Raw genomic sequence first — 13,439 nt, forward strand, 5'->3', positions numbered from 1 at the left:
GGGGCGTTCCGTCAGGCGTAGGAAGGAGGGCAGGGCAATGCGGGGGCGATGCTGGACCAGTCGGTATCAAAGACCTCGCGGCTGACCCGGTCGATCAGTGCGTCGAGCGCAGCGTCGTCGCCGGCGTCGACCAGCGGCTGCCAGCCGTAGCCGTTGAACAGATACTGCAGGTGCCGGATCAGCAGCCGGTAGGGATGGCCGATCACGGCCGGGTCCACCAGGTCGCGCTGCTGGACCAGCGCCTGCAGGCCGACCGACATCATCCACGGCCCCATCGTCAGCGCCGGGATCGGCAGCGCGGAGGCCGGCAATTCACCATTCGCGCGGGCCTCGGCGGCGATGCCGTCGATCAGATCGCTCAGGGGCGCGAAGGCCTCCAGGGCCCGACGTCGGCTTTCGGCCGAGGCCGCGCCCCAGACCATGTCGGTCCAGACGAACTGCGCCAGGCGGAAATGCTCGGGCTGCTCGCGCATGATCAGAAGGTCGGCCAGCACCACGGCCAGCATCCGCTCCCGGGTGGGGCCGGACCACTGTGCCGCGCGCTCGAACAGTTCCACCCGGCTCATGCAGTTGCGTGTGGCCAGCGCCACCAGCAGGTCTTCCTTGCTGGCGAAGTGCCGGTACAGCGTGCCGATCGCATAGCCGCATTCCTCGGCCACGCGCGCCATCTGCAACGACATCAGCCCGTCGCGCTGGATTTGCGCCTGGGCGACATCGAGCAGCGCAACCTCGCGCTCGGCAATCTCGCGCTGACGTCGGGCGATGGTGGGGCTGGAAACGGACATCGGGATCTGAATAGCGGTGGCGGCGCATTGTGAATCAGGTTCATTCCGTGAGCAAGGTTCACGATCTGCCGAAGGTCATCGCCCGGTGAATGACTTCCTGCACGGTGCGAACAGGACATGGAATTAGCTATACTGGTCGGTATAGTAAATCCCGTTCGACTCCTCCCCCAGGGCTTCCCATGCGCCGAATCCTGTCCATTGCCGTGCTCGCCGCGGCGCTCTCCGCCTGTGGCAATCAACAGGAGCAGGCCGCTCCGCCGCCCCCGAGGTCGAAGTGCTGACCGTCCAGCCCGGTGCGCAGCCGCTGCGCCAGGACCTGGTCGGCCGACTCGCGCCGTTCCGCAGCGCCGACGTCCGCGCCCGGGTGCCCGGCGTGCTCGAGCGCCGCGTCTACACCGAAGGCAGCGACGTGAAGGAAGGCGACGTGCTGTTCGTGATCGATCCGGCGCAGTTGCAGGCCGCGCTCGGCAATGCGCAGGCGGCCGAAGCTCAGGCGCAGGCGCAGTACACCAATGCCAAGACCGCCGCCGACCGCGCCCGCCAGCTCGCGCCCACGGACTTCATCTCCAAGTCCGACCTCGACAACGCCCTGGCGACCGAGCGCAGCGCGCAGGCCTCGCTGGAAGCGGCTCGGGCGTCGGTGCGCAGCGCGCAGATCAATCTCGGTTACGCCACCGTGCGCGCGCCGATCTCCGGCCGCGCCGGCAAGCAGCAGGTCACCGAAGGCGCACTGGTCGGGCAGGGCGATGTGACGCTGCTGACCACCGTCGACCAGATCGACCCGCTGTATGTGAACTTCTCGATGAGCGTGTCGGACATGCAGGCGCTGCGCGCCAAGCAGGTCGATCGCAACGACCAGGCCTCGGTGCAGGTCCGTCTGCAGGACGGCACGATCTACGAGCACACCGGCACCCTGGATTTCTCGGCCGATGTCGTCGATCCGGCCACCGGCGCGATCGCGCTGCGTGCGACCGTGCCCAATCCCGATCGCCGGCTGCTGCCGGGCACCTATGTGACCCTGATCGCCGACATGGGCCGCCAGGACGGCATCTATGTGGTGCCGCAGGCCGCGGTGCAGCGCGACGCGACCAGCGCCTTCGTGCTGGTCGCCGGCCCCGACGACAAGGTCGTACGCAAGGACATCAATGTGGTGCGCGCCGATGGCGGCAACTGGATCGTCGATGCCGGCCTGTCGGCGGGCGACCGGGTGATCACCGTGGGCCTGCAGCGCGCCCAGGTCGGTGCGCCGGTGAGCCCGAAGCCGGCCGAGGCCGCTGCGGCCAAGCCGGACAACGCCGCCACGCCGCCGGCGGGCGCGCAGGCCCCGGCGCCTGCAGCGGCGCCGGCCGCCGATGCGCCGGCCGCGGACGCCGCCGACCAGGACTGATCCCATGCCCAAGTTTTTCATCAACCACCCGGTCTTCGCCTGGGTCGTCTCGATCCTGATCTCGCTCAGCGGCCTGATCGCGCTGCTGAACATGGGCGTCGAGTCGTATCCATCGGTGGCACCGCCCCAGGTGACCATCTCGGCGACCTATCCCGGCGCGGACGCGCAGACGACCGAGCAGGCGGTGACCCAGGTCATCGAGCAGCAGCTCACCGGTATCGACAACCTGCTGTACTTCAGTTCCACGTCCAGCGCCAATGGCCGGGCCAGCGTCACGCTGACGTTTGAGACCGGCACCGACAGCGACATCGCCCAGGTCCAGGTCCAGAACAAGGTCGCCCTGGCCACGCCGAGACTGCCCAGCGAGGTGGTCCAGCAGGGCGTGGTCGTCGCCAAGGAGAACACCGGCTTTCTGATGGTCGTGGGTCTGCGTTCGAGCGATCCGTCGATGGACCGCAATGCGATCAACGACCTGATCGCAGCCCGCGTGCTCGAGCAACTCGCGCGTGTGCCGGGCGTCGGCAATACCCAGCACTTCGGTGCCGAGTATGCGATGAACATCTGGCTCAACCCCGACAAGCTGCAGGGCTACGGCCTGTCGGCGACCGAAGTGCTGGCGGCGGTCCGCGGGCAGAACGTGCAGTTCGCGGCCGGCTCGATCGGCTCCGATCCCGCCCCCGAAGGCGTGGGCTTCAGCGCGACGGTGTCGGGCGAAGGCCGCTTCAGTACGCCCGAGCAGTTCCGCAACATCATCCTGCGCACCGATGCCAACGGCGCGGTGGTGCGCCTGGGCGATGTGGCGCGGGTCGACTTCGGCCCGTCGAGCTACGGCTTCGATACCAAGTACAACGGCCAGCCGACCGGTGCGGTCGCGATCATGCTCCAGCCCGGCGCGAACGCGCTCGGCGTGGCCGAGGCGGTGACCGCGCGGCTAGACGAACTGTCGGCGACGTTCCCGCCCGGCGTCGAATGGTTCAAGCCGTTCGACAGCACCACGTTCGTGACGATCTCGATCAAGGAAGTGGTCAAGACGCTGATCGAGGCGGTCATCCTGGTGTTCCTGGTGATGCTGCTGTTCCTGCAGAACCTGCGCGCGACGATCATCCCGACGCTCGTGATTCCGGTCGCGTTGCTGGGCACGTTCCTGGGCCTGAGTGCGCTGGGCTTTACGGTCAACCAGCTGACCTTGTTCGCGATGGTGCTGTCGATCGGCATCGTGGTCGACGATGCGATCGTGGTGATCGAGAACGTCGAACGCATCATGGCCGAGGAGCACCTGCCGCCGCGCGAGGCGACGATCAAGGCGATGAGCCAGATCACCGGCGCGGTGGTCGCGATCACTGTCGTATTGGCCGCGGTGTTCATCCCCAGCGCGCTGCAGGGCGGCGCCTCGGGCGAAATCTACAAGCAGTTCGCGATCACCATTGCGGTGTCGATGGGTTTCTCGGCGTTTCTCGCCCTGGGCTTCACCCCGGCGCTGTGTGCGACGTTCCTCAAGCAGCACGAGCCGCACGGCAACAAGCGCGAGAACGTGGTGTTCCGGGTTTTCAACAAGTACTACGACCGTGTCAACGACACCTACGTCGGCCACATCACCAGCGTCGTCAAGCATTCGCCGCGTTGGATGATGCTGTTCGTGTTGCTGGCGCTGATCTGCGGCCTGCTGTACGCACGGCTGCCGAGCAGCTTCGTGCCCGAGGAGGACCAGGGCTACGCGATGGTGATCGTGCAGTTGCCCCCCGGCGCCAGCCTGCAACGTACGCAGGCGGTGATGGAGCGGGTCTACCAGACCTTCCGCGGTCAGGAGAACCCGGAGACCGGCGAGCGGACGGGCGGCGTGCCCGGCTTCAAGAACATCCTGCAGGTCTCGGGCTTCAGCTTCGTGGGCATGGGTGAGAACGTCGGCATGGCGTTCGTCGAGCTCGAGCACTGGGACGAGCGCGATGTCAGCATCGACGAGTTCGTCAACCAGGCCAACGGCATGCTTTACGGCGCCGTGCCTGAAGCGCAGATCTTCGTCGTCAACCTGCCGACGATCCAGGGCCTTGGCCAGTTCGGCGGCTTCGACATGTACCTGCAGGACCGCACCGGCCAGGGCCAGGCAGCACTGACCGAAGCCCGCAACAAGCTGCTGGCCAGCGCTGCGGGCAAGTCCGACACCGTGGTCGGCGTGCGTCCGAACACGCTCGAGGCCGCGCCGCAGTTGGGCCTGCACGTCGACCGCGTCCAGGCGCAGGCGATGGGCCTGTCGGTACAGGACGTCTACAACGCGATCCAGCTGATGCTCGCGCCGGTGTACGTCAACGACTACTTCTCGGAAGGACGCATCAAGCGGGTGAACATCCGCGCCGACGCGCCTTACCGCACGGGGCCGGAGTCGTTCGAGCGCTTCTACACCCCGGCGCCGGGCACGGCCGCCAACGGCCAGCCGGCGATGGTGCCGCTGAGCAACGTGGTCTCGGCCGACTGGGGCACTGCCTCGCCGTCGCTGAGCCGCTACAACGGCTACTCGGCGGTCAACATCGTCGGCGCGCAGGCGCCCGGTCGCAGCACCGGTGAGGCGATGGCGGCGATGGAGGGCATCGTCAACGACGAATTGCCGCCAGGCTTCGGCTTCGACTGGGCGGGCATGTCCTACCAGGAGATCATCGCCGGCAACACGCAGACGCTGCTGCTGGTGCTGTCGGTGGTCGTGGTGTTCCTGTGTCTGGCCGCGCTCTACGAGAGCTGGTCGATCCCGGTGGCGGTGCTGCTGGTGGTGCCGCTGGGCATCCTCGGCGCGGTGGTGTTCACGATGCTGCGTCCGGGGCTGTCGAACGACCTGTTCTTCCAGATCGGCATGATCACCGTGATCGGTCTGGCGGCGAAGAACGCGATCCTGATCGTGGAGTTCGCGGTCCAGCAACGGGCAGAGGGCAAGACCCTGCGCGAGGCCACGGTCGAGGCCGCGCGGCTGCGCCTGCGGCCGATCCTGATGACCTCGTTCGCGTTCATCCTGGGTGTGACGCCGATGGCGTTGTCGACCGGTGCCGGCTCCAACGCACGTCACGCGCTGGGCACCGGTGTGATCGGCGGCATGCTGTTTGCGACGTTCCTGGGCCTGCTGCTGATCCCGGTGTTCTTCGTGATCGTCCGGCGCGTGCTGGGCGACAAGATGGACGAGCCCGATCCGAAGGCGATCGCCGCGCATCAGGCCCGCAACGAGACACCGCAGGCTCACTGAGGCGCGCGGTAGCATGACCCAAGGGCCGTCCCGTTCGCGGGGCGGCCCTTTTTTTTTGAAGTCGGGGGAGCTTGCGTCTGCTCGCTTTATCAGGCAGCTCTTCCTCCGGCGCGCGCGTCACGCCGGCCGTGGACTGCGCCCCGGCTCGGTCAGCCCGCTCCGCGGTCCGGCCCGGCGAAGCGCGCCGGGCGTTCGTGTGGGCTGCGCGGCATGCCGCGCGAGCAGCCCGCACTCACCCATGGTTGACTCCCCGCCGCGGGCCATCCGTGGCCCGCTATCGCAATCCCCGACCAGCACGACGCACTGAGACCGACAGCGCGCGCCTTCTTCAAGCAGGCGACTCCGTATCCAACCGAAGTCGGGCTGCCAATGTCTGCAGCAGCGGACTGGCGGTCCGCAAGATCGGGACAGAATCAAAACCGGGGTCAGAGTGCAATTTCGCCTCGCGAAATTGCACTCTGACCCCGGTTCTACGGGGCGGGCGTGCACGGCACGGCCGCGCATCCATGCGGGCGCTACGCGTGCTTCGCGGCCGGACCACGAAGCCGCCTTGATCGTGAGGAAAGCGGCCTCCGGCCGGCAGGCCGCTGCGCATCCCGAAGCGAGCTGCCCCACCGGGTTTGTAAGACAAGCACTTCGTGTGGACGCTCACGTCAGGCAGCCCACGGGGCGCCTGGCCTGCGCGCCCATCAGTCGTATGCTGTCGCGCCGCGATCGTCCCATTCGTGTCATGACCGTGATCCCCGTGTCCCTGCGCCGACCACTGCGCATCGCCATCGTCGGCTACGGCACCGCCGGCCAGGCGTCTGCTGTGCTGCTCGCGCGCGACGGCCACCGGGTCGAGGTCTACGAACGCGCGCCGGCGCCCGGGCCGGTGGGCGCCGGCTTCCTGCTGCAGCCCAGCGGCCTGCAGGTGCTCTGGCGCATGGGCCTGTTGCCGCAGGTGCTCGGCCATGGCGCACGCGTGGATCGCCTGTTCGGCGAAACGCCCTGCGGCCGCGCGGTCATGGACATGCGCTACGCCGGACTCGACGCGCGCCTGTATGGCTTGGGCATGCAGCGCGGGGCACTGTTCGAGTTGCTCGACCAGGCCTGGGGCGACCACACCGCCTTGCATCCGGGCGTCACGGTCGCCGGCCCCGACGAGGCCGACGACCGCTGGCTGGTCGACGAGGCTGGCCAGCGCCACGGGCCGTTCGACCTGATCGTCGTCGCCGACGGCGCGGCGTCCCGGCTGCGTGCCCGGATCGGCGGTGTGCGTCACGACCGGGTCTATCCGTGGGGCGCCTTGTGGTGCCTGCTGGCCGCACGCGACTGGCCGTTCGCCGCCGAACTGCGCCAGCGCTACGTCGCCGCGCGCCGAATGGTCGGCCTGCTGCCGGTCGGCGGCAGGCCGGGCGATCCCGAGCCGCGGCTGAGTTTCTTCTGGAGCCTGCCGATCGCCGGATTCGACGCTTGGCAGGCGAGCGCGCTCGACCGTTGGCACGACGAGGTCGCGGCGATCTGGCCCGAGGCGGCGGCCTTGCTCGATACGACCACAACGCATGCCCAACTGGCGCGCGCCAGCTATCGCGACGTCGCACTGCGACGCTGGCACCGGGGTCGCTGGGTGCTGCTCGGCGACGCGGCGCATGCGATGAGCCCGCAGTTGGGGCAGGGCGTGAACATGGCGCTGCTCGACGCCGAGGCGCTGCGCGACGCGCTGCGCTCGCACGCCCCCGCCGACGCACTGCCGGCCTACCAGCAACTGCGCGCGCGGCACGTCGGGATCTACCAGTTCTGGAGCCGATGGCTGACTCCGATCTTCCAGTCCGACCGCGATTTCATCGCGCGGGCGCGCGATGTGGCGTTCCTGCCGATGGGGCGCATGCCCGGCGGGCGTGGGCACATGCTGCGTGTGCTCAGCGGCACCCAGCGCGGCGCCTTCGGCGCGCTTGCGCTGGCGCCGGACTTCGTCGAGGCATTGCAGCGCCCGGTTGACGCGATTGCCGGAGCTGCGGCTGAGTCGTCGATGGCCTGACCGGCACGCCTGGCATGCGCCAGAATCGGCGCAGGTCCGAGGATGGAGACGCGCGCCATGGCCACAGACGCCACCCACGAGGTCGACAACCAGCCACCGGAGTTCGCGCCGCGCGACCTCTGGCACGACGATGTCGCGCTGCGCGAGGCCGTGGCCCGCGAAGGTGGCGATGCCTTTGCCGATCGACTGGCGAGGTACGGCGCGCTCGCCGGCGATGCGCTCTACGCCGCAGGCTTCGACGCCAACCGCGATCGCCCGCGGCTGCGCACGCACGACCGCTTCGGTCAGCGCATCGACCGCGTCGAATTCCACCCCGCGTACCACCAGCTGATGGAGGCGGCGATCGGTCATGGCGTCGCCTGCCTGTCGTGGGCGCAACCGGTACCCGGCGCGCACGTGGCACGCGCGGCGCTGGCATATCTGCATCACCAGGCCGATGCCGGCACCAGTTGCCCGCTGACGATGACCCACGCCGCGGTCCCGGTGCTGCGCCGCGAGCCACGCCTGCGCGCCTGGGCCGACAAGGTCGCGACGATGCGCTACGACGCCCGCGATGTGCCGATCGAGGACAAGGCGGGCGTCACGCTGGGCATGGGCATGACCGAGAAGCAGGGCGGCAGCGATGTGCGTAGCAACACCACGCGGGCGACTCCGATGAACGACGAGGGCGCGTATACCCTGCGCGGCCACAAGTGGTTCTTCTCGGCGCCGATGTCCGACGGCTTTCTGGTGCTGGCGCAGGCCGACGCCGGGCCGAGCTGTTTCCTCATGCCCAGATGCCTGCCGGGCGGCGAGCGCAACGACTTCCGGCTGATGCGGCTCAAGGACAAGCTCGGCGATTGGAGCAACGCCTCGGCCGAGATCGAGTTCGATCGTGCCTGGGCGCTGCGGGTGGGCGAGGAGGGCCGCGGCGTGGCGACGATCCTGGAAATGGTGATGCTGACCCGGCTCGATTGCATGCTCGCCGCCGCTGCGCAGATGCGCATGGCGCTGGCCCAGGCGCTGCACCATGCCCGTCACCGGCGCGCGTTCGGCCGCGCGCTCGTCCAGCAGCCGCTGATGCGCAACGTGCTCGCCGATCTCGCGATCGAAGCCGAGGCGGCGGTCGCCCTGGCGCTGCGTGTCGCCGGCGCGGTCGATGCCGCAGGCCGCGATCCGGTGCAGGCGGCCTTCGCGCGTGTGGCCACGGCGATCGGCAAGTACTGGCTGTGCCGACGCGCGCCGGCGTTCGTCAACGAGGCGCAGGAATGCCTCGGTGGTGCGGGCTACATCGAGGAATCGATCCTGCCGCGCCTGTACCGGCAGGCACCGCTGAACTCGATCTGGGAGGGCAGCGGCAACCTGCAATGCCTGGACGTGCTGCGTGCGCTGACGCGCGAACCAGGCGTGGCTGCGGCGCTGCAGGTGCAGATCGAGGCTGCGCGGGGCATGGATGCGGGGTTCGACGCGGCCGCCGACCGGCTTGCGGACCTGCTCGCCGACGCGGCGCGTGCGCCGCAGGACGCCGAGCCGCAGGCACGGCGGCTGGTCGAGTCGACCGCGCTGGTTCTGCAGGGGGCGGTGTTGCTGCGCGCGAACAGTCCAGTCGCCCCGACGTTCTGCGCCAGCCGGCTGGCCAGCGCCCATGCGCTGGCGCTCGGCACGCTCGAACGCGGGATCGATCTCGACGCCCCGCTGGCGCGCGTGCTGCCGGCCTGACACGGGACGGGCGTCGGCAAGATCAAACGGGGACGCGGCGCTGGCGCCCCGCGCGCCTCGTGGTGGCGCCGGCCATGACGGGGTGGGGCGTGTTCGCGGGCGGGCGACCCTGGGGCATCCCCCAGGGTTGACGACAGTCGTCGATTGTTTCATTAATTAAGTAATTCATTAACTGATTAGGTCGCCATGGACCGTGTCTTCGAAGCACTGGCCTCGACGCCGCGCCGACAGATCCTTGCCTACCTCCACGCTGGCGAGCTGACCGCCGGCGAGATCGCCGAACGGTTCGACTTCAGCAAGCCCGCGCTGTCGGGCCATCTGCGCATCCTGGAGCAGGCCGGACTGATCGCCCGCGAGAAACGTGGCCAGTTCGTGCATTTCCGGCTCGTGCCCGAGCGCCTGGCCAATACCGTCTTCGCCTGGGCGTCGGAGCTGTGCCCGGTGGCGCGTCCGCTCAAGCGCGAGCGCCGCAAGGTCGCGGACTGACGCATCTACCCGACAGGAACCCGACGATGCTGCATACGACCGAGGTCTCCGAGACGTTTCCTGGCGTCCGCCTGCCGTCGCACAGCGGCGGCCTGCCGGTCGAGGTCACGCTGATCGCGCAGTTGGCACCCGGCCAGGGCGATCCGCTGATCGCCGATGCCGCCCGGCGCCAGCGCGGGCATCCAGGCTTCGTCGATGCGCACGACGAACCCTCGTCGCGGATCGGCGCGATGGATCTGGCGCGCGGCGATCCGTCCTCGCTTTACACCTTCAGCGTCGGCCCGGGCGGCCATCCCTTCCATCGTCACGCCGGCAACCGCATGTTCACCGCGGTCTCGGGCAGCGCCGGCGCGCAACTGCGGTTCTCAACCGCATCGCAGGCGCAGCTCGATGCCGATCCGGCCGCGTTCGTGCGTGCGTTGCATCTGGTCGACATTCCGCCGGACTGCCTGTTCACCGTGCGCTTCGGCGGCGGCACCTGGCACCAGTTCGTCTCGCGCAGTCCGGCGCTGCCGCACCCGGCGCTGTTCGCGCTGTCCTGCCATCCCGATGAACTGTCGGGCGAACTGCCGGCCGACGTGCGCCGGCGCGTGCTCGACAACGCCGCCGATATTCCCTCGCTGACCGAACTGCTGCCGCCGGCCGTGCAGGCGCTGCTCGACGCGGCGTTGCGCGCGCCGGCGCGCATCGCGACGACCTCGTTGTCGCTGCACGTGCCGCCGATGTCGCTGGCGGCGCGTGTATGCGCCGGGGTCCGGGCGAGGACGGGCCGCCTGCGTCGACGGCTGCCGGCGCGGAGTGCCAACGGGTTCCGGACCGAGAACGTCGGCCGCCGCCAGGTCGACCGAATCGTCCCGCCGCCCGGTTCGCTGCTGCAGGCGCAGCTGCCGGGCGCCGGGCACGAGGACGCGGTGGCGGTCCGCCTGGAGGCGGCGGAGTGCGCCGGCGCGCGGCCGGCGACGGCGATGGCTGCGCTGCTCGAAGGATTCGTCGCCAATCCGCCGCCCGGTGTGACGCGGCTGATGGCGCTGCGCAACGTGCTCGTGCGTCCGTTCGGCCTGCGGACCTCGTCGATCGGCTGCCCGGCGTCGTCGCTGCTGTCGGACGAGGCGCCGGACCGCTTCGCCGGGCGTTTTCCGGTGCTGGCCGAACGCGCATCCACCGACGGTGATTGCGTGGAGGTCGTACTCGGTGCCGACGACCGCCACCTCGCGTTCCGCACCTGCATTCGCGTCGAGGCATTGCCCGGCGGTGGCCTGCGCTGCGCGATGGCGACCTGTGTGCGCACGCGCAACCGGTTCGGGCGTTTCTATCTGGCGATGATCCGGCGCGTACACATGGCCTACATCGCGCCGGCGATGCTGCAACTGGCGGTCGATCACGCAGTCCGGGCGCTGGGCGTCGGTGCCGCGGCGGGGGGCGCGAGTGCGCGGCCCCGCGGGCCGGGCACAGTCGCCGCGCAGCCTCAGTCGATGAACTGCAGTTTGGCCAGTTCCGCGTAGAGGCCGCCCTGGGCCAGCAGTTCGGCGTGCGTGCCTTGGGCGACGATGCGCCCGCGGTCGAGCACGACGATGCGATCGGCCTTGAGGATCGTCGCCAGCCGATGCGCGATGACCAGCGTGGTACGGCCCTGCATCAGGCGCGCGAGCGCATGTTGCACCGCATGTTCGCTCTGCGCGTCGAGCGCCGAGGTCGCCTCGTCCAGCAGCAGGATCGGTGCATCGCGCAGCAGTGCGCGGGCGATCGCGATCCGCTGTTGCTGGCCGCCGGACAGCCGCGCGCCACGCTCGCCCAGTTGGGCGTCGTAGCCTTCCGGCAGGTCGACGATGAACTCGTGCGCCTCGGCCGCGCGCGCCGCCGCCTCGACCTCGGCGTCGGTCGCGTCGAGCCGGCCGTAGCGGATGTTGTCGCGGGCACTGGCGGCGAAGATCGTCGGGTGCTGCGGGACCATCGCGATCAGTTCGCGCAGCGCGGCGGGATCGAGTGTGCGCAGGTCCGCGCCATCGATCGACAGCGCGCCGGTCTCCGGGTCGTGGAAGCGCAACAGCAGCGACAGCACCGTGCTCTTGCCTGCGCCGGACGGGCCCACGAGCGCCACTGTCTCGCCCGGCGCGACGTGCAGCGTGAAGCCGTCGAGGGCCGCCGTGTCGGGGCGGCTCGGGTAATGGAAGGTGACGTCGTCGAAGCGCAGCGCGCCGCGCGCCGGGTGGACGATCGCGGCGGGCGTGGCCGGTGCCCGGATCGACGGTGATTCGTCGAGCAGCTCGGAGATCCGGCCCATGCCACCGGCAGCACGCTGCAGGTCGTTCCAGACCTCGGCCAGCGCACCGACCGAGCCGGCGCCGAACAGCGCGTAGAGCACGAACTGGCCCAGCGTGCCGGCGCTCATCCGTCCGGCCACCACGTCGTGCGCGCCCGACCACAACACCACGGTGACCGCTCCGAAAATCAGGGTGATCGCGATCGCGGTGATGATCGCCTGCAAGCCGATGCGCCGGCGCGCAGTCGCGACCGAGGTGCGCACGGCATCGCCGAAACGTCCGCGCTCATAGGGTTCGCGTGCATGCGCCTGCACGGTGCGGATCGCGCCCAGCGTTTCGTTGGCCAGCGCGTTCGCGTCGGCGATGCGGTCCTGGCTCTGCCGCGAGACCTTCTCCAGCTTGCGCCCGCCCAGCACCAGCGGCAGCACGAACAGCGGAATGCCCACCAGCGTGTAGGCCGCCAGGCGGGGACTGGTGACCACCAGCATCGTCAGGCTGCCCAGCACCATCACCACGCTGCGCAGTGCGACCGACATGGTCGTGCCGACGACCGAGCGCAGCAGTTCGGTGTCCGCGCTCAGCCGCGAGACCAGGTCGCCACTGCGGTTCTGCTCGAAGAACGCCTGGTCCAGATCCAGCAGGTGCCCGTAGAAGCGGTTGCGCAGGTCGGCGACGACGCGCTCGCCCAGCAGCGAGACGAAGAAGAACCGCGCCGCGGTCGCCAATGCCAGCGCGACTGCGACGACCAGCAGCAGCGCGAACGCGGTGTCGATCTGATCGCCGCCGGTGAAGCCGTGGTCGATCATGCGTCGCACCGCCAGCGGCAGGCTCAGCGTCGCCAGCGACGAGGCCGCGAGCGCGATCAGCCAGGCGACGAACAGGCCGCGCTGGCGCATGACGAACGGCCACAAGGTCTTCAGTGCACCGATGCGCACCTTCGGTTTGCCGGGCTCAGCCACGGTGGATCGGGATCGAAAGGCCATCAGGCATTGTCGTCGATGCGGATACGGTTTCGGGTGGCATCGCGCATCCGGGTTTTCAAGTCGGCGACACGATCCAAGGGCAATTCGACACGCAACAGCGCGCCGTCGGCGTCGAAACGCTCGTCGAGCTTGTGCGCGGCGGCGGCCGGCAGCGCGGCATGCAACGCGCCCAGGGTATCGAAGGGCGCTCGCAACTGCAGGATGCAGGTGTCGATCAGCGGCATCCGTGCCGCGGTCCGCAGGCATTCGGCCGCGCAACCGCCGTAGGCGCGGACCAGGCCGCCGGCGCCGAGCTTGATGCCGCCGAACCAGCGCACTACGACCACGACCACCCGGTCGAATCCCTGGCCGTCGATCGCCGCCAGGATCGGGCGTCCGGCGGTGCCGGCCGGCTCGCCGTCGTCGCTGGAGCGGTACTGGTCGCCCAGCCGCCAGGCCCAGCAGTTGTGGGTGGCATCGGGCACGGCCACCCGCTGCACAAACGCCGCTGCATCGTCGGCGCCGGTGATCGGCGCGGCATGGGCGACGAAGCGGCTGTGCTTGACCTCGAGGACATGGCTGACGGTCGCGGCCAGAGTGTCGAGCGGCATCGCGAT

The 13,439-nt window shown here is 69.6% G+C and carries 8 protein-coding genes and 1 pseudogene; 6 read left to right on the forward strand and 3 right to left on the reverse strand.

Going from position 1 to position 13,439, the window contains the following annotated elements; all coding sequences use genetic code 11:
• Positions 1-11: 11 nt before the first annotated feature.
• Positions 12-785, reverse strand: coding sequence for a hypothetical protein (locus tag BEN78_13990; GenBank protein ASR44313.1), 774 nt, complete (start codon positions 783-785; stop codon positions 12-14).
• Between the two features lie 179 nt (positions 786-964).
• On the opposite strand from BEN78_13990, the pseudogene BEN78_13995 reads away from it, so the two are divergent.
• The 6 genes and pseudogenes from BEN78_13995 (at position 965) to BEN78_14020 (ending at position 11,101) form a co-directional block, all read left to right on the forward strand.
• A pseudogene (locus BEN78_13995) lies at positions 965-2,172 on the forward strand (efflux transporter periplasmic adaptor subunit).
• 4 nt (positions 2,173-2,176) lie between these two features.
• Positions 2,177-5,395 (forward strand): multidrug efflux RND transporter permease, encoded by a 3,219-nt coding sequence (locus tag BEN78_14000; protein ASR44314.1) that lies wholly within the window; start codon positions 2,177-2,179, stop codon positions 5,393-5,395.
• Positions 5,396-6,146: 751 nt separating this feature from the next.
• The gene (locus BEN78_14005) at positions 6,147-7,415 is read left to right on the forward strand and encodes an oxidoreductase (protein ASR45151.1); all 1,269 of its coding nucleotides are present in this window, start codon (positions 6,147-6,149) and stop codon (positions 7,413-7,415) included.
• A 57-nt stretch (positions 7,416-7,472) separates the two neighbouring features.
• Positions 7,473-9,113, forward strand: coding sequence for a DNA alkylation response protein (locus tag BEN78_14010; protein ASR45152.1), 1,641 nt, complete (start codon positions 7,473-7,475; stop codon positions 9,111-9,113).
• Between the two features lie 186 nt (positions 9,114-9,299).
• Positions 9,300-9,599: a transcriptional regulator gene (locus tag BEN78_14015; protein ASR44315.1), complete on the forward strand. Its 300-nt coding sequence runs from the start codon at positions 9,300-9,302 to the stop codon at positions 9,597-9,599.
• A gap of 26 nt (positions 9,600-9,625) precedes the next feature.
• Entirely contained in the window at positions 9,626-11,101 is a 1,476-nt protein-coding gene (locus BEN78_14020; protein ID ASR44316.1) for a hypothetical protein, read from the forward strand.
• Here the strand turns inward: BEN78_14020 and BEN78_14025 are convergent.
• Both BEN78_14025 and BEN78_14030 read right to left on the reverse strand, forming a co-directional pair.
• Complete coding sequence (locus tag BEN78_14025) at positions 11,065-12,843, reverse strand: ABC transporter ATP-binding protein (GenBank protein ASR44317.1); 1,779 nt, start codon at positions 12,841-12,843, stop codon at positions 11,065-11,067. The two genes, BEN78_14020 and BEN78_14025, sit on opposite strands and share 37 nt — an antisense overlap.
• Positions 12,843-13,433: an IMPACT family protein gene (locus tag BEN78_14030; GenBank protein ID ASR44318.1), complete on the reverse strand. Its 591-nt coding sequence runs from the start codon at positions 13,431-13,433 to the stop codon at positions 12,843-12,845. Before BEN78_14030 ends, BEN78_14025 begins: the two co-directional genes overlap by 1 nt.
• Positions 13,434-13,439: the final 6 nt, after the last annotated feature.

Origin of the sequence: Xanthomonas citri pv. mangiferaeindicae, from assembly GCA_002240395.1 — a bacterium.
In the GTDB taxonomy this organism is placed as follows: Bacteria; Pseudomonadota; Gammaproteobacteria; order Xanthomonadales; family Xanthomonadaceae; genus Luteimonas; species Luteimonas citri_A.